A 17,001-nucleotide genomic window follows, 5' to 3' on the forward strand; every position below is an offset into this window, starting at 1 on the left:
GCATGGCCTCGACGACGTCGCGGCGGTTGACGGCCACCGCCCTGCTGAACATCGTCCTGGACGAGGACTCGTTCCGCAGCTGGGACGCCCCCGCCGAACAGCCACCGGCCGGGATCAAGTACTCGGCGGAACTCGAGGCCGCCCGCGACAAGAGCGGCCACGACGAGTCGGTGCTCACCGGGGAGGGCAGGATCCGCGGCCGCCGGGTGGCCGTCATCGTCTCCGAGTTCACCTTCCTGGCCGGTTCGATCGGCCGCGCCGCCGCCCAAAGGATCACCGAGGCCATCGAGCGGGCCACCGCCGAGGGGCTGCCCCTGCTGGCCGGCCCCGCCTCCGGCGGCACCCGCATGCAGGAGGGCACGCTGGCGTTCCTGTCGATGGTGGCGATCACCGATGCGGTGCGACGGCACAAGGAAAAGGGCCTGCCGTACCTGGTGTACCTGCGCCACCCGACCACCGGAGGGGTGATGGCCTCCTGGGGTTCGCTGGGGCACATGACAGTCGCCGAACCCGGGGCCCTGCTCGGCTTCCTGGGCCCGCGGGTCTACGAGATCCTGTACGACCGCCCCTTCCCGGAGGGGGTCCAGACCGCCGAGAACCTCTACCGCTGTGGGCTCATCGACGCGGTGGTACCCCCTCAGGACCTCCCGGACATCATCGACCGTGCCCTGCGGATCCTGCTGCCCACCCAACCGGCGGGAAACCTTGCGGTTCCGGCCAGCGTGGACGCGGTTCCCGGGACGCGGGATGCCTGGGAGTCCATCGGGATCTCCCGGCACCCCCGCCGCCCCGACCTGCGGTGGCTGCTGGCCGCCGGGGCGGATGACGCCCTGCCCCTGAACGGCACCGGCCAGGGCGAGAACGATCCGGGCCTGGGGTTGGCCCTGGCCCGGTTCGGCACCCAGTCGTGCATCGTTTTGGGCCACCAGCGGCCCCGCCATGGCGGCCGCGAGATGGGGCCCGGTTCGCTGCGCGAGGCACGCCGGGGCATGCAACTGGCCGAGGAACTGCAGCTGCCGTTGCTGACAGTGATCGACACCGCAGGTGCAGACCTCTCCCCCGAGGCCGAGGAGGGCGGATTGGCCGGGGAGATCGCCCGCTCGCTGAACAGCCTCATCGGGTTGGCGGCGCCCAGCGTCGCCGTGCTGCTGGGCCAGGGCTCCGGCGGCGGCGCGTTGGCCCTGCTGCCCGCCGACCGGGTGCTCGCCGCGGAGAACGCCTGGCTGTCCCCGCTGCCGCCCGAGGGAGCCAGCGCCATCGTGTACCGGGATGCCGCCCACGCCCCGCAGCTGGCCGCCGAACAGGGGGTCAACGTGGCGTCGCTGCACCGGATCGGGCTGGTGGACCACATCGTCCCGGAGGAGCGCGAGGCGGCGGTGGATCCGCGGGGGTTCTGCGCCGACCTGGCCGTGGCCATCGAGTACGAGCTCTCCGTCGCCGCCGCGGTGCCCTCCGGGGAACGGCGGCAGCGGAGGGCCGCCAAGTTCGCCACCTTGGGCCTGTAGCCACCACATCGAGGAAGGACCCCGATCCGCGCTTGCCGGGGCGCGGACCGGGGTCCTTCGTCGTGCTGCCGGGTGGCCCCGGGGTGTCGCCTACAGCTGGGTGAAGGCCTGGTCCAGGTCCGCGATCAGGTCCGCGGCGTCCTCGATGCCGCAGGACAGGCGCAGCAGGTTCTCGGGGACGGCCAGCTCGGTGCCCTTCACCGAGGCGTGCGTCATCTCCGAGGGGTAGTTCATCAGCGACTCGATGCCGCCGAGGGATTCGGCCAGGGTGAAGACCCGGGTGGATTCGGCGATGGTGCGGGCCGCCGCCTCGCCGCCGGTGAACTGGACGGAGACCATGCCGCCGAAGCGCTTCATCTGGCGCTTCGCCAGGTCGTGTCCCGGGTGGTCGGGCAGGCCCGGGTAGAGGACCTTCTCCACCTCGGGGCGGCGCTGCAACCACTCGGCCACCTGCTGGGCGTTCTCGGAGTGCCGGTCCATGCGCACGCCCAGGGTCTTCAGCCCGCGGGTGGTCAGGAACGCGTCCATGGGCCCGTTGACGGCGCCGGCGGCGAATTGCAGGAACCCGATCTTCTCCGCCAGCCCGGCGTCCTTGACGATGACTGCGCCGCCGACGACGTCCGAGTGCCCGCCGATGTACTTGGTGGTGGAGTGGACCACGATGTCCGCCCCCAGGTCCAGCGGTTGCTGGAGGTAGGGGGTGGCGAAGGTGTTGTCCACGACCAGGAGGGCACCGGCGTCGTGCGTTGCCTGCGCGACGGCGGCGATGTCGGTGATCTTCATCATCGGGTTCGAGGGGGTCTCCAGCCAGACCAGGCGGGTCTGCTGCGCTGCGATCGCGGCGGCGAGCGCGTCCGGGTCGGCCATGTCCACCGGGGTGTTGCCGATGCCCCAGTCGCCGAAGATCCGCGAGATGAGGCGGTAGGTGCCACCGTAGGCGTCGTTGCCGAGCACGATGTTCTCGCCCGGGCGCATCAGCGCGCGGATCAGCGAGTCCTCGGCGGCCAGGCCGGAGGCAAAGGTGAAGGCGTGGGTGCCGTTTTCCACCGCTGCGAGCTGTTCCTGCAGCGAGTCGCGGGTCGGGTTGGTGCCGCGGCCGTATTCGTAGCCGTTGCGCAACCCGCCGATCCCGTCCTGGGCGTAGGTGGTGGAGAAGTGCACGGGCGGCACGACGGCGCCGGTGTTCGGTTCGAAGGCCTGTCCGGCGTGGATGGCGCGGGTGTTGAAGCCGTTTCCCGGGGTGCTCATGGGGTCTGCCTTTCGCTGGGTGGTGCGTCGGTGGTGGTGCGCGTCGGTGTCAGTGGGTGAGGTGGTTCAGCAGGTCGTGACGGGTCAGCACGCCGACGGGGGCGCCGTCGCGGGTGACCAGCAGGGCGTCGGCGTGCTGCAATTTGGTGCGCGCCGCGGCGATGGACTCCTGGGCGCCGATCAGCGGCAGCGCCTCCCCGACGTGGTCCTCCACGGTGTCGGTGGGGCTGGCCTGCCCGGCGAACAGGCTGGAGGCCAGGGTGCGTTCGTCGACGGCGCCGACGACCTCGCCCAGGCGCACCGGCGGCTCGGCGGAGAGCACCGGGAGCGCGGAGACCCCGTATTCGTTCATGATGTCGATGACCTCGCGCACCGATTCGCCCGGATGCGTGTGGACCAGCTCCGGCAGCCCGGCGGGCTTTGCGGCCAGCACGTCGGCGACGGTGCCGGACTCCCCGTCGGGCAGGAAGCCGTTGGCCTTCATCCAGGGGTCGTTGAAGATCTTGGCCAGGTAGCCCCGGCCGCCGTCGGGCAGGATGACGACGACGACGTCGTCCTCGCCCAGGTCCTGGGCGGCGCGCAGCGCGGCGACCACCGCCATGCCGGAGGACCCGCCGACCAGCAGGCCCTCCTCGCGGGCGAGCCGGCGCGTCATGGCGAACGATTCGGCGTCGGTGACGGCGATGACCTCATCGGGGACCGAGGGGTCGTAGTTGCCCGGCCACATGTCCTCGCCCACGCCCTCGACGAAGTACGGGCGCCCGGTGCCGCCGGAGTAGACGGAACCGTCGGGGTCCGCGCCGATGACCTTCACCGGCCCCGAGGCGCGGTCGGCCGAGACGTCCTTGAGGTACCGGCCGGTCCCCGTGATGGTCCCTCCGGTGCCGGCGCCGATGACCACATGGGTCAGCCGGCCGTCCGTGTCGGTCCAGATCTCCGGGCCGGTGGAGCCGTAGTGGCTGTCCGGGGCCGCCGGGTTGTTGAACTGGTCGGGCTTGTAGGCGCCGGGGATCTCGCGGACCAGCCGGTCCGAGACCCCGTAGTAGGAGTCGGGGGAATCGGGGGCAACCGACGTCGCCGTGACCACGACCTCGGCACCGTAGGCGCGCAGCACGTCGCGCTTTTCCTCGCCGACCTTGTCCGGGGTCACGAAGATGGTCTTGTACCCCTTGGCCTGGGCCACCAGGGCCAGGCCCACCCCGGTGTTGCCCGACGTCGGCTCCACGACGGTTCCCCCGGGCTGCAGGTCCCCTGACTTCTCGGCCTCCTCGATCATCCTCAACGCGATGCGGTCCTTGATGGACCCGCCGGGGTTGAGGTATTCGAGCTTGACGAGGATGGTGGCCCGGATGCCTTCGGTGACCTTCGTGAGCTTCACCAGCGGGGTGTTGCCGATGAGCTCCAGGACGGATTCAGCGTATTTCATGGGGTCGACTCTACCGCCGCGGAACCGGCTGGTCCCGGTCTGGCGCAACCTCAGGTCATCGTCGGTGGCGCCCGGGTGTGCACGGTGTCGGTGCCAGGTGGGATCATCGGGGGATGACCTCCTCCACGCGCCGCGCCTCCCTGGCGGGTGCAGACCTGCTGGTGCCCACCGGGCCCGTGGACGCCCCGGATGCCGAGGGCTCCTGGTCCGCGCCGCCGGGGTTCGAGCTGCGTTCGACCCTGGGCGTGCTGCAGCGCGGCACCCATGACCCCTGCACCCGGGTCGGGGCCGACCGGGCGTGGCTGTGCTTTGCCACGGCGGACGGCCCGGCCACGCTGCTGGCCACCGCCGACCTGCCACCGGCCGCGGAAGCAGCCGACCACCCGGCCGCTGGCCCCGTCATCCGCTTGCGGGCCTGGGGCCCGGGGGCCGCATCGGCGATCGCCACGGGTCCCGCCCTCCTGGGTGCCGGAGACGACTGGTCGGGGTTCGACGCCGGTCCGCGGGCCCTGCTGCCCGGGTGGATCGCCGAGGCACGACGGCGGCATCCGGGGCTCCGCTTGCCCTCCACGGGGAGGGTCTTCGACGCGCTGGTCCCGGTCGTCCTCGAGCAGAAGGTGACCACGATCGAGGCCCGTCATGCCTGGCGGTATCTGGCCTCCCGGTTTGGCGAACCCGCCCCCGGGCCGGCACCGGCGCGGATGGCCATTGCCCCGGGCCCGCACCGGCTGCGGCGCATTGGCGGCTGGGACTGGCACGGTGCACGCGTGGATGACTCCCGCCGTCGTACCATCCTGCGTGCCGCCGAGGCGGCCTCCGGCATCAACCGCCTCGGGGCGTTGGCCCTGGGCGAGGATCCCGGACGCAAGCTCCAGTCGATCCCCGGGATCGGCCCGTGGACCGCTGCGGAAACCCTGCAGCGCACGCACGGCCACCCGGATGCCGTGTCCGTCGGGGACTTCCATCTGGCGTCCTACATCGGCCATGCGCTCACCGGCCGCGCCACCGACGACGCGGGCATGCTCGAGCTGTTGGCCCCCTATGCCGGGCACCGCCAACGCGTGGTTCGGCTGCTGGGCCTCACCGGGTTCCGCAAACCGGCCTTCGGCCCGCGGCTGGCGCCGCTGGACCACCGCGGGCGGTGATTGGCAGGGTCAGTTGCCCTCGACCAGCCGGGCGGCTTCCTCACGCATCTCGACCTTGCGGATCTTGCCGGAAATCGTCATCGGGAAGCTGGTGCGGATCTGCACGTAGCGGGGGATCTTGTAGTGGGCGATCCGGCCGGTGCAGAATTCCCTCACGGTCTCCAGGGTCATCGCGGCGGCGCCCTCGGTGAGGATGATGCACGCCATGATCTCCTCGCCGTACTTCTCGTCGGGGACACCGATGACCTGCACGTCCTGGATGTCGGGGTGGCGGTAGAGGAACTCCTCGATCTCCCGCGGCGAGACGTTTTCCCCACCGCGGATGATCAGGTCCTTGATCCGGCCCTCGACCCGGACGTAGCCGTCCGCGTCCATCGAGGCCAGGTCGCCGGTGTGCATCCACCCGTCGGCGTCGATGGCGGCTGCCGTCTTGTCGGGCTCGTTCCAGTACCCCTTCATCACCGCGTATCCGCGCGTGCACAGCTCCCCGGTGGCACCGCGGGCCACGATGTCGCCGCTGACGGGGTCCACGATCTTGGATTCCAGCTGGGGCATGGTCCGGCCCACCGTCTGGGTGCGGCGCTCGAGGGAGTCGTCGGTCCTGGTCATGGTCGACACGGGTGAGGTTTCGGTCATGCCGTAGCAGATGGCCACCTCGCCCATGTTCATTTCGGAGATCACCCGCTCCATCACCTCCACCGGGCAGGTCGATCCGGCCATCACCCCGGTGCGCAGGGTGGAGAGGTCGTAGTCGCCGAAGTCGGGCAGGGCCAGCTCGGCGATGAACATCGTGGGCACCCCGTACAGGCTGGTGCCGCGGTGCTCCTGCACCGCTTGGAGGGTATCGGCGGGTTTGAACGAGCGTCCCGGCAGGATGGTCGCCGCCCCGTGGGAGAGCGCCGCAAGGTTGCCGATGACCATCCCGAAGCAGTGGAAGAACGGCACGGGCAGCACCACGCGGTCCCGTTCGGTGTAGGAAAGCATCTCGGCGATGTGGAAGCCGTTGTTCAGGATGTTGTGGTGGCTCAGCGTGGCACCCTTGGGGAATCCCGTGGTGCCAGAGGTGTACTGCAGGTTGATGGCGTCGTGGGGGTCCAGCGATTCCATCACCTCGGCCAGCTTGGATGGTGGCACATCGGAGGCCAGTTCCAGCAGGGTGGCCCAGTCGAATTCGCGGATCCCATCCGCCGGCTCCCCGGCCGCCTCGGCCACCGGTCCCCCGGCGGCCGGCAGGTGGATCAGCTCGCGCAGGTCGTTGTCCTGGGCGGCAACGGTCCGCGCCATGGCCGTGAAGTCGCTTTGCGTGTCGGAGGGGGCCACCGCCAGGGCCCGCATGCCGCATTGGGCGGCGACGAAGGAGAGCTCCTCGAGGCGGTAAGCCGGGTTCACGTTGACCAGGATGATCCCGGCCTTGGCGGTGGCGTACTGCAGGAAGGTCCACTCGGCGCAGTTCGGGCTCCAGACCCCCACCCGTTCGCCGGGTGTGATCCCGGCACCGATCAGTGCCCTGGCCAACTCGTCGGTGACCTGCTCCATCTCGGCGTAGGTCCAGGCACGGCCCGTCGACGCCTCGATGAGGGCCTCACTGTGCGGAAAACGGGCGGCGGTGTTCCGGAAGTTCGTCCCGATGGTCTCCAGCAGGACCGCGGGTTCCGTGCCCCCGTGGGTGTATGAATCGCTGCTGGCTGGAGGCTCTGACGGGGTCATCGACGGCACCTTTCACTGCTGTAGCCCAAGTAGGTGATCCACAACATACCAGCCGGTTTGTCCCGGGGTACCCCTCCCGGGGCAGTCGGGCGATGTGCCTACTGGCCCGCTGACTGCTCGGACAGCTGTGCGTGCACTTCCTGCATGTCGATGCCCTTGACCGCCTCGATGAGGTCATCGAATTGCGCGGCACCGATGGCACCGGGCTGTGAGAACACCAGAACGCGGTCGCGGAAGGCCATCAGGGTGGGAATGGAGGTGATTCCCGCGGCCGCCGCCAGGCCCTGCTCCGCCTCGGTGTCGACCTTGGCAAAGGCAATGTCCTCGTGCTTTTCCGATGCCGCGGAGAAGACGGGGGCAAACTGCCGGCACGGGCCGCACCAGGAGGCCCAGAAATCGACGAAGACGATGTCGTTGCCTTCGATGGTCTGCTGGAACTGGTCTTCGGTGATGTCGATGGTAGCCATGCCCCCACGGTAGCCGCCCCACCGGTCCTCTGTCTCCTGCGGCCAGCGGCTTCCGGCGATATCCACAGGTTGCGGTGGGGCCTGTTCCCCGGGGCCGGCGCGGGCCTACGCTCGGGCCATGCACCACCGATGGCTCCAAGGAGGACCACCATGCCGCGCTGCACGTTGTTGTTCGTCATCGAGGGCGAGCTCCTGCGCGAATCCATCCGGATGAGCCTGGACCTGGCGGACGCCTACCAACGCCTGTTGCCGCACGTGATGGAAGTGTCCGCCTCGGAGCTGTTTGCCGTGGGCGAGGCACCTCGCATCCAACGCCGCATGCGGCTGCCCCATCCGCTGGACGATGTTTCCTCCGCGGCCACGAGTGCGGGCCAGATCCAGGCCATCTGGTCCGAGGGCGGGTGGCGGACTCCCGGCGATTGCCCTCCTGCTCCCCCGGATTCCAATGGGGCGACCGCCTGGCAGTGGGCCCATTACGACGCCGTCATGTCGGCGTCGCGGGACGCGCACCTGATCCTGTGGGACGTGTATGTCCGCCAGATCGGCAACGACCTGGCCGCCTGAATGCCGGTGCCGCGGTCGCAATCGGGGCCCTGTGGGCAAGCAAGAACCCCGGACTGGTGGGTCCGGGGTTCTTGTCGGTCCTGGCCGGGACCGGATGTGGCAGATACTGGATTCGAACCAGTGAAGGCAATGCCAGCTGATTTACAGTCAGCCCCCTTTGGCCGCTCGGGTAATCTGCCGAACGTTCCGCGTGGAACGAGTAGAAACTTTACCGAAGTTTTGGCCAGGAATCGAATCGGCGGTTTGCCGGTCCCGCCGGTTGGCCCCGGGCGCCGTCCCCGGGACCCCTGACGTGCCGGCGCGCGGTGGGACAGATAGGCTGATGGGCAAACAGCAACCTACCGAGGAGGACCCATGGCCAGCGAATCCACATTCGACGTCGTGAGCAAGGTCGACAGCCAGGAAGTCTCGAACGCCTTGAACCAGGCCCAGAAGGAAGTCGCCCAGCGGTACGACTTCAAGGGAGTTGGCGCCGAAATCGACTTCAGCGGCGACAAGATCCTGATGAAGGCCAACTCGGAGGAACGCGTGAAAGCGGTCCTGGACATCTTCCAGTCCAAGCTGGTCAAGCGCAATATCTCCCTGAAGTCCCTGGACGCCGGCGAGCCGTTCGCCTCCGGCAAGGAGTACCGCATCGAGGCCTCCATCAAGGAAGGCATCGCGCAGGACGTGGCGAAGAAGATCAACAAGCTCATCCGGGATGAGGCCCCCAAGGGAGTGAAGTCCACGATCCAGGGCGACGAGTTGCGTGTTTCCTCCAAGTCACGCGATGACCTGCAGGCCACCATGGAGCTGCTGCGCAAGTTCGACGAAGCGGACCTGCAGTTCGTGAACATGCGCTGATCGGCCGATCCTCGGATGCCGGAACGCCGCGCTCCCCTCGGGGGCGCGGCGTTCTCGCGTCCGGCAGTGGCTTCCCGGCATGGGTCGGCGGACTCAGGCCTCGAAGAGGGCCTGGCCCAGGTACCCGCCGGAGCCGGGCAGGCCCGGTGGTACGGCGAACAATCCGGAGCCGGTGTGCCTGAGGTATTCGGCGAGCAGATCGTGCTTGGCCATCGCCGTCTGCATGGGCACATAGTGCGTGCGGGGGTCCACGACGAACGCGATGAAGAACAGCCCGGCATCCAGCCGGCCCAGCCCATCGGATCCGTCCGTGTAGTTGAAGCCCCGGCGGAGCATCTGGACCCCCTTGTTGCGGGTCGGGTGGGCCAGCGCGACGTGCGAATCGGCGGGAATCAGTGGTCCGGCGGTGCCGCGCATGGCCAGATCGGGTTCGGTGAATTCGCTGCCGCCAGACAGCGGTGCACCATCACGCTTGGTCCGCCCGATGTCCTGTTCCTGTTCGCGCAATGAGGTGCGGTCCCAGGTCTCGATGTGCATCCGGATCCTGCGGACGACCATGTAGGTCCCGGCGTTCATCCACGATTCACTGCCGGTCGCACCGGAAACCCAGACATGCTGGGCGAGCACGTCGGAGTCCTCTGACTTGATGTTCGCGGTTCCGTCCTTGAAGCCGAACAGGTTGCGCGGGGTGGCCTGGTCGCGGGTGGTGGACGAGGTGCGCCCGAACCCGATCTGGCTCCACCTGACCGTGGCGCGCCCGAACGCGATCCGGGCCAGGTTGCGGATGGCATGGACGGCGACCTGCGGGTCATCGGCGCAGGACTGAACGATCAGGTCCCCACCGCTGCGGGCCTCCTCCAACGCGTCGGCGGGGAAGTGCGGCAGCTCGATGAGGGCCTCGGGCAGGCGGTCGGCGATCCCGAACCTGTCCTTGCCGTCCCGGGTGAACAGTGTCCTGCCGAAGCCGACGGTGACCGTCAGGTGGCTGGCCGAGAGCCCCAGGGCCTCGCCCGTGTCCTCCGGCGGCGCCTCGTACACCCCGCCGGTGGCACCGTCGGGCCCTCCCACCGGCTGGCCGGCGGTCATCTGCTCGATGGCCTCCGTCCAGTCCTTCAGCAGCGAGATCAGCGATGCGCGGTCCGTGCCGGTGACGTCGAAAGCGGCGGTATGCATCCTGTCCTGCGCCGCGGTGTCGATGCCTGCCTGGTGTTCGGCGCGGAAGGGCACGACGTCGTTGACCGGCTTTTCCGTGCCCCGCCGCTCCAGTGCCTGGGCACCTCCAGCGCCGGCGGCAAGGCCCACCACCCCGCCGATCCCGGCCGCGGCAAACAGCGACCTGCGGCTCAGCCGCTGGCGGGCCGGGGTCGATCCCGCGGGGGTCGTTTCACCGTCATGCCGGGGTTCCATCATTAGTTGACGACCGCTGCGGTCAGCTTCGAGAGCGGCTCGGCCAACGCGTCCACCGCGGCGCCCAGTTCCTTGACCTGGCTCTGGGTCAGCTCGGTGTAGTAGGCGAAACCGTTGCCCTTCTTGTACTGGTCCAGCAGCGACTGCACGTCGGCGAAGTTCTTGGCAAGGCTCTGGTCGAGGTCCTTGTCGTTTTCGGCCAGCAGAGGCTTGAGGTCCTCGTAGGCGATACGGGCCCCGTCGACGTTGGCTTGGAAATCCCACAGGTCGGTATGGGACCAGGCTTCCTCCTCGCCGGTGACCTTGCCGGTCGCGACCTCATCGAGCAGTTCCTTGGCCCCGTTGGCGAGCTTGTCGGGCGTGTATCCGAGTTCCCGGGTGCGCGTGTTCAGGTCATCCGTGTCGGCGACCATCTGGTCGGCGATCTTGGTGCGTTCGGCGGTGGTCATGGCCGTGTAACCGGTCTTCGGCGGCCACAGGTCCTTTTCGGCACGGTGCCATCCGGTCCATTCCTGGCCCTTTTCCAGGTCCGCTTCACGCAGGTCCAAGCGGGGATCGAGGTCCCCAAAGGACTCGGCCACGGGCTCGATGCGTTCCCAGTGCATGCGCACGTTCGCATACAGCTCCTTCGCGCGGGCTGTGTCGCCGGCGGAGAACGCATCAGCGAATTCCCGGGTCCCCGCAACCAGCTGTTCCGTCTGGTCCTTCACATAGCTGGCGTATTGGGTGGTGGCGGTCTTCTGCAGGGCGGCACGATCCGCACTCACCGACTGGCCGGCAGGGGGCGCACTGACGGTGAAGTCCGCACGGATTCCGTCCCCGACCATGCCGGGCTTGCAGGCGGTGATGTACTTCCCCTCGGGAGCCGAGACGACGAGGTCCCGGCTGAGCCCGGGGCCGATGTTCTCCACTTCGCCCACGATGCGCAGTCCGTCTTCGGCGAGCAGGTAGAACTCGGTGACCTGGTTGCCCTCGTTCTTGACCGAGAACTTCAGCGCGCCCCCCGGTGCGCTGTCGGTGCTGGTGGTGCAGGCGTCTGCGGTGCTCGTGACGGCGATGGTGCCGTCGCCGCCCGATGCCGCATCGGCATTCGTATTGTCGGTGCAGCCGGCCAGAGCCAACGACGCCACGGCCAGGGCCGCCAGGGTGGTCAGCGATCGGTATCGGGTCATGGGGGTTCCTCGGTGGTGGTGGAGCGTTGGATGAATGGGGCCGGTTCAGGCGTGGGCGGCGGTCTTCACGCTGCCGGTCGAACGCGAACGCCCGCGCAGGCCCCTGACGTACAGGAACGACACGGGGACCACGTACGCGACCCAGGCAATGGCCTGGAGCCAGGTGGTTGCCGGGGAGAAGTTGAAGATGCCCTTGAGCAGTGTGCCGTACCAGCTGGACGGTGGGATGGAGGCCGAAACGTCGAAGGCCAGGTTGTTCAGGCCGGGAAGGAAACGGGCCTCCTGGAGGTCGTGGATTCCGTAGGCCAGGACTCCGGCGGCGACGATGATCAGTGCGGCGGCGGTCCAGGTGAAGAAGACCGAGAGGTTCACGCGCAGTGCGCCGCGGTGGATCAGGGTCCCCACGACGACGGCGATGACCAACCCGGCGGCGGCACCGACGATGGGCTGCCAGGTTTCCCCCGTGGCCCGTGCCGCGGCCCAGATGAACAGCGCGGTTTCCAGGCCTTCGCGTCCGACCGACAGCGCGGCGACGACAACCAGCACCCAGGCGCTGCCGTCGGCCGCGGCATCCACCTGGTGATGGAGGTTGCTGGCCAGCGACCGGGAGGTGCGCGCCATCCAGAAGATCATCCAGGTGACGAACCCGACGGCGATGATCGACAACGATCCCCCGATGGCTTCCTGTGCTTCGAAGGTCAAACCCCGTGGCCCGAAGGTCAGCAACGCGCCGAATGCCAAGGACACAACCACGGCAACGGCGACGCCCACCATGATCCGGGGGACCAGGTGTTGGCGGTTGGTCTTGCGCAGATAGGCCAAGAGCAGGACCACTATGAGGACGGCTTCAAGTCCTTCACGCAGGCCAATCAGGAAATTCGCGATCATCAGTGGGCTTCCGGGTGGTCCAAACGGGGAGGTAAGCAAGGCTTACCTTGCTTGCTGAGGTTACGCCGATCTGACGCAATCACCAAATGGATGTCCGCGGGCGTCATGGCCCGGACCCCGGTCGCTTTCGGAAACGAAAAAGGGCCGGTCCACCAGGTGTTCCACCCGAGGGGTGGCAACACCAGGGACCGGCCCTGCCCAGCCGACGTGTGGCCGGGGTCAGCCCAGGGGCCGGCCCGCCATCTTTTCGAGCCGGGCGATGCGGTCGGCCATCGGCGGGTGGGTGGCGAAGAGCTTCTTCGCACCGCCCAGGAAGGGGTTGGCGATCATCAGGTGGGAGGTGTTGAGCAGCCGCTGGTCCTCCGGCAGCGGCGCCCGTTGGACGCCGGTTTCCAGTTTGCGCAGGGCCGAAGCCAACGCCAAGGGGTCGTTGGTCAGGGTGGCACCGTCCTCATCTGCGTCGTACTCGCGTGTGCGGCTGATGGCCATCTGGATCAACGACGCCAGCGGGCCAGCAGCGCGGTGGCAATCATCGCCAAGGGTTGGCGTTGCGGCGATCCCCACCGCCGAAGAAGAGCATGAACTGGGCCACCGAGGTCACCACTCCGGCGACGGCGGCGGCGACCGAGGAGGTCAGGATGTCGCGGTTGTAGACGTGCATGAGCTCGTGGCCCAGCACGCCGCGCAGTTCACGTTCGTCCAGCAGGTTCAGGATGCCCTCCGTGCAGCACACTGCCGCGTTTTGCGGATTCCGGCCGGTGGCGAAGGCATTGGGGGCCGCCGTCGGAGAGACATAGAGTCGCGGCATCGGCTGGCGGCGCTGAGGAGAGCTGTCCGACGATGCGGTACATGGCCGGCTGCTCCTGTTCGGAGACGGGGTAGGCCTGCATGGACCTGATGGCGATCTTGTCGCTGTTCCAGTAGCCGTACGCCGTCGTGCCCAGGCCGATCAGCGCGAAGATCCAGATGAAGGCCGAGTTTCCGGTTCCGGAGGCGATCAGCGATCCGATGACCAGCAGCAGGGCGAACATGCCGCCGAGCAGGGCAGCCGTCTTGAGACCGTTGAAATGGTTGTGCACCGGGTTTCGCTCCTTAGTAGTGCTCCGGCCCGCCGTCGTTATCGGTGGTTGTCTGCATAACGTCCCGCACGTGCATGGTGTTCCGGATGCGCCGCGGATCACACCCGCGCCGGCAGGGCGGCGGCACGCATCCCTGCAGTTCAGGGCACCGGGTTCCGCGCGTCGTAGCGCAGGAACCCGGGGTCAGGCGCATCAGCAAGGCGGCGACCATCACGCAGGCCAGGCCCCGGCCAACAGCGTCCACCCTTCGCCCACTCCACCGGCCAGCGTTCCGGAAAACAGCTCCCCACGCGGGTCCGCCGGCAACGACCACGATGAACACCCCCTGCAGCCGTCCCCGCAGGTGGTCCGGCGTCGCCGTCTGCAGGATCGTGGTGCGGAAGACGGAACTGATGGCGTCCGAAATGCCGGCGGCGGCCATGCAGCCAGCTGCTGCCCAGAGCCAAACCGATGCACCGCCGTCGGCGGGGCCGGTCCCGCCCGGACCGCGCCGAGGACGACGGCGCCGAAGGCCGCGATGCTGATCCCCACGCGGTGACCTGACCAGTACACCGCCACGCCCTGGCGATGGATGGATCCCAGCGGCGGAGAACAGCCCGGTGAGGAACGCCCCAGGGCCGTGGCGCCCAGCAGGACCCCGACGGTGGTGGCTCCGCCGCCGATCAGCACTGCACCAATGGCCGGCAGCAGCGCGCGGTGCGGCGAGGATCATTGCCGTCAGGTCGATCAGGAACGTCATGCGCAGGTTCGACTGGCGGCCAGGAAGCCGAAGCCTCGACGACCGAGCGGAAACCCGCCCGGCGACGGCCTGCGGTGGCAGCGGGGGCAACAGGTAGACGGAGACCACCGCCGCCAGGTAGGTGACGACGTCGATGGTGTAGGTCCACGCATAACCGACCTGCGCGACCAGGACACCGCCGAGCAGTGGCCCGACCATCATCGCAATCCCGAAGGTGACCATGTTCAGCGAGTTCGCCGACGGCAGCAGCCGGATCCCCACCAGGCCGGGATGATGGCGCCGCGGGTCGGCTGGTTGATGCCCGTCGCACCGGAGTGCACGGCAATCAGTGCATAGAGCAGCCACACGTTGTCGACGTGGAGCCAGGCCTGGGCGGCGATGGCCGCCGTCGTGCACCACAACACCATCGCGGACCCCAAGGCCACCTTGCGGCGGTCATGCGCATCGGCGATCGCGCCTCCGTAGAGGCCGGTCAGCACCAGGGGAACCAGGGCGAAGAGCCCGAGCAGGCCGACATGGAAACTCGAGGAGGTCAGCTGGTAGACCTCCAGGCTCACGGCGATGAGGGTCAGTTGGCTGCCCACGGCGGACAGCGCGTTCCCGAGCCAGAGCCGACGGAACGCGGGGCTGACGCGCAACGGTGAGATCGGCGAAGAGTCGGGCCACTGCCCGATCATAGCCGGGAGGGTGCCGCTCCGGCATGGGGGCGGCTGCTGCCCCAGAACTTAGCCTCCCTATCTTGACTTCATCAAAATAAGGCGTTGAATGGGGATATGGACTACACGAGGCAACTACACGACCACGGGCTGCGTGTGACACGCCAGCGCCTGGCAGTGTTGCGCTTCCTGGAGGCGCATCCGCACTCCTCTGCCGACACCGTCGTGTCCGGAGTGCGCGATGAGTTGCCGGACTTGTCCATGCAATCCGTCTACAACGTGCTCAACGACCTCACGGCGCTGGGGATGCTCCGGCGGTTCACCCCGCCCGGCTCCGCGGCTCTGCACGAGACGCGCGTGGACGACAACCATCACCATGCGGTGTGCATGTCATGCGGCCGGATCGAGGACGTGGAGTGCGCGGTTGGACACGCACCCTGCCTGACTCCTTCCGACTCGCACGGCATGAGCATCCAGGTTGCCGACGTGGTCTACCAGGGGGTGTGCGCCACATGCCGCGAGGCGGCGCAGGCCGCCGAGGCCTCCGCACCCCGGGGGCTATCCCACGGGCGCGTTGCCTGAGAGCCACCCAGCCACCGAACCAGCAAACCCCCATCCCGAAGGAGAACCTCGTGTCTGAGAACTTCACCACCACGCAAAGCGGTGCCCCGTCGCCAGCGACGCCCACTGCTGACCACCGGACCGGACGGCATCACCGCGCTGCATGACCGCTACCTGGTCGAAAGCTCGCTTCGTTCAACCGCGAACGCGTCCCGGAGCGCAACCCCCACGCCAAGGGCGGCGGAGCCTTCGGCGAATTCACCGTCACCGAAGACGTCTCGAAGTACACCCGGGCCGCGGTCTTCCAGCCCGGCGCCACCTCCGAGACGCTGCTGCGCTTCTCCTCCGTCGCCGGCGAGCAGGGCTCCCCGACACCTGGCGTGACGTGCGCGGTTTCGCACTGCGTTTCTACACCACCGAGGGCAACTACGACATCGTCGGCAACAACACCCCGGTCTTCTTCATCCGCGATGGCATCGTTCCCGGACTTCATCCACTCGCAGAAGCGCCTGGGCGGATCGGCCCTGCGCGACGCCGACATGCAGTGGGACTTCTGGACCCTCTCCCCGAGTCCGCACACCAGGTCACCTACGTCATGGGCGACCGCGGGCTGCCCACCTCGTGGCGTGAGATGAACGGCTACGGCTCGCACACCTACCAGTGGATCAATGCCGAGGGCGAGCGCTTCTGGGTGCAGTACCACTTCAAGTCCCGCCAGGGCGTGCACAGCATGGACAACGACGAGGCCGAGAAGCTCGCGGGCTCCGACGCCGACTACTACCGTCGCGACCTCTACGAGAACATCGAGGCCGGGAACTTCCCGACCTGGGATGTGTTCGTCCAGGTCATGCCGTACGAGGACGCCAAGACCTACCGGTTCAACCCGTTCGACATCACCAAGGTCTGGCCGCACGCGGACTACCCGCTGATCCCGGTCGGCCACTTCACGCTGAACCGCAACCCGAAGAACTTCTTCGCGGAGATCGAGCAGGCTGCCTTCTCGCCGTCGAACCTGGTCCCGGGCATCGACATCAGCCCCGATAAGATGCTGATGGCCCGCGTGTTCTCCTACCCGGATGCCCAGCGCAACCGCATCGGCACCAACTACAACCAGTTGCCGGTCAACCAGCCGCATGCCTCCCACGTGACGACCTACATGCACGAGGGCAGCATGCAGTACCACTCAACGACGCCGATGCACGGGTCTACGCCCCGAACTCCTTCGGCGGGCCCGCAGCCGAGCCGGCCCGTGCCGGCGAGGGCAGCTGGGAGACCGACGGCGAGCTGGTTCGCGCCGCGCAGACCCTGCGCAGCGAGGACAGCGACTTCGGCCAGGCCGGAACGCTGTACCGCGACGTCTTCACCGCCGAGTCCAAGGAACGGTTCCACCAGAACCTGCTCGGTCAGGTCGGGGCATCACCCGCGATGACATCCGCGAGCGCTTCTTCCAGTACTGGACGAACGTCGACGAGAACCTCGGCAAGATCCTGCGTGATGGCTACGCCGCCAACGCCCAGGGAACCACCGACGGAGCCTCCGAGATGGCCGGCAAGGCCTAGCCCCTGGCCCGACGGCTGGTGCCGGTGAAAGCACA

At 68.3% G+C, this 17,001-nt stretch carries 12 protein-coding genes, 1 tRNA gene and 3 pseudogenes; 6 read left to right on the forward strand and 10 right to left on the reverse strand.

The features are described from left to right. The first annotated feature begins 2 nt into the window (after positions 1 to 2). Entirely contained in the window at positions 3 to 1,505 is a 1,503-nt protein-coding gene (locus ACN0TP_RS04975) for a carboxyl transferase domain-containing protein (RefSeq protein WP_417217324.1), read from the forward strand. Positions 1,506 to 1,595: 90 nt separating this feature from the next. Here ACN0TP_RS04975 and ACN0TP_RS04980 read toward each other — a convergent pair whose 3' ends face one another. Further along, positions 1,596 to 2,753 (reverse strand): cystathionine gamma-synthase, encoded by a 1,158-nt coding sequence (locus tag ACN0TP_RS04980; RefSeq protein WP_417217326.1) that lies wholly within the window; start codon positions 2,751 to 2,753, stop codon positions 1,596 to 1,598. Between the two features lie 49 nt (positions 2,754 to 2,802). After that, entirely contained in the window at positions 2,803 to 4,179 is a 1,377-nt protein-coding gene (locus tag ACN0TP_RS04985; protein ID WP_417217327.1) for a cystathionine beta-synthase, read from the reverse strand. Positions 4,180 to 4,292: 113 nt separating this feature from the next. Here ACN0TP_RS04985 and ACN0TP_RS04990 point away from each other — a divergent pair, with 113 nt between their 5' ends. Beyond that, positions 4,293 to 5,324 (forward strand): DNA-3-methyladenine glycosylase family protein, encoded by a 1,032-nt coding sequence (locus tag ACN0TP_RS04990; RefSeq protein ID WP_417217329.1) that lies wholly within the window; start codon positions 4,293 to 4,295, stop codon positions 5,322 to 5,324. A 9-nt stretch (positions 5,325 to 5,333) separates the two neighbouring features. Here the strand turns inward: ACN0TP_RS04990 and ACN0TP_RS04995 are convergent, their stop codons facing one another. Both ACN0TP_RS04995 and ACN0TP_RS05000 read right to left on the reverse strand, forming a co-directional pair. Next, complete coding sequence (locus ACN0TP_RS04995; RefSeq protein ID WP_417217331.1) at positions 5,334 to 7,031, reverse strand: AMP-binding protein; 1,698 nt, start codon at positions 7,029 to 7,031, stop codon at positions 5,334 to 5,336. Positions 7,032 to 7,129: 98 nt separating this feature from the next. Then, complete coding sequence (locus tag ACN0TP_RS05000; protein WP_417217333.1) at positions 7,130 to 7,498, reverse strand: thioredoxin family protein; 369 nt, start codon at positions 7,496 to 7,498, stop codon at positions 7,130 to 7,132. A gap of 150 nt (positions 7,499 to 7,648) precedes the next feature. Here ACN0TP_RS05000 and ACN0TP_RS05005 point away from each other — a divergent pair, with 150 nt between their 5' ends. Beyond that, complete coding sequence (locus ACN0TP_RS05005; RefSeq protein WP_417217335.1) at positions 7,649 to 8,062, forward strand: hypothetical protein; 414 nt, start codon at positions 7,649 to 7,651, stop codon at positions 8,060 to 8,062. Positions 8,063 to 8,159: 97 nt separating this feature from the next. Here ACN0TP_RS05005 and ACN0TP_RS05010 read toward each other — a convergent pair. Beyond that, positions 8,160 to 8,241 (reverse strand) — tRNA-Tyr (locus ACN0TP_RS05010). 175 nt (positions 8,242 to 8,416) lie between these two features. On the opposite strand from ACN0TP_RS05010, the gene ACN0TP_RS05015 reads away from it, so the two are divergent. Next, positions 8,417 to 8,905: a YajQ family cyclic di-GMP-binding protein gene (locus ACN0TP_RS05015; RefSeq protein ID WP_417217337.1), complete on the forward strand. Its 489-nt coding sequence runs from the start codon at positions 8,417 to 8,419 to the stop codon at positions 8,903 to 8,905. A gap of 93 nt (positions 8,906 to 8,998) precedes the next feature. Here the strand turns inward: ACN0TP_RS05015 and efeB are convergent, their stop codons facing one another. The 5 genes and pseudogenes from efeB to ACN0TP_RS05040 all read right to left on the reverse strand — a co-directional run bounded on the left by efeB (position 8,999) and on the right by ACN0TP_RS05040 (position 14,867). Then, entirely contained in the window at positions 8,999 to 10,312 is a 1,314-nt protein-coding gene (gene efeB / locus ACN0TP_RS05020) for an iron uptake transporter deferrochelatase/peroxidase subunit (protein ID WP_417217504.1), read from the reverse strand. A 2-nt stretch (positions 10,313 to 10,314) separates the two neighbouring features. Further along, a complete protein-coding gene (gene efeO / locus ACN0TP_RS05025; RefSeq protein WP_417217339.1) occupies positions 10,315 to 11,484 on the reverse strand; it encodes an iron uptake system protein EfeO in 1,170 nt (389 codons plus the stop codon). 45 nt (positions 11,485 to 11,529) lie between these two features. Beyond that, positions 11,530 to 12,372, reverse strand: a complete 843-nt coding sequence (efeU, locus tag ACN0TP_RS05030; protein WP_417217340.1) for an iron uptake transporter permease EfeU — start codon at positions 12,370 to 12,372, stop codon at positions 11,530 to 11,532. A gap of 219 nt (positions 12,373 to 12,591) precedes the next feature. Beyond that, positions 12,592 to 13,451: pseudogene (gene htpX, locus ACN0TP_RS05035) on the reverse strand (zinc metalloprotease HtpX). 13 nt (positions 13,452 to 13,464) lie between these two features. Next, a pseudogene (locus tag ACN0TP_RS05040) lies at positions 13,465 to 14,867 on the reverse strand (MFS transporter). Positions 14,868 to 14,963: 96 nt separating this feature from the next. Here ACN0TP_RS05040 and ACN0TP_RS05045 point away from each other — a divergent pair. Both ACN0TP_RS05045 and ACN0TP_RS05050 read left to right on the forward strand, forming a co-directional pair. Next, on the forward strand, positions 14,964 to 15,428 hold the full coding sequence (locus ACN0TP_RS05045) for a Fur family transcriptional regulator (RefSeq protein WP_417217342.1): 465 nt from the start codon (positions 14,964 to 14,966) through the stop codon (positions 15,426 to 15,428). 50 nt (positions 15,429 to 15,478) lie between these two features. Next, positions 15,479 to 16,966 (forward strand): annotated as a pseudogene (locus ACN0TP_RS05050) (catalase). Positions 16,967 to 17,001: the final 35 nt, after the last annotated feature.

It is taken from the genome of Arthrobacter sp., assembly GCF_048266065.1.
Taxonomy (GTDB): Bacteria; Actinomycetota; Actinomycetes; order Actinomycetales; family Micrococcaceae; genus Arthrobacter_H.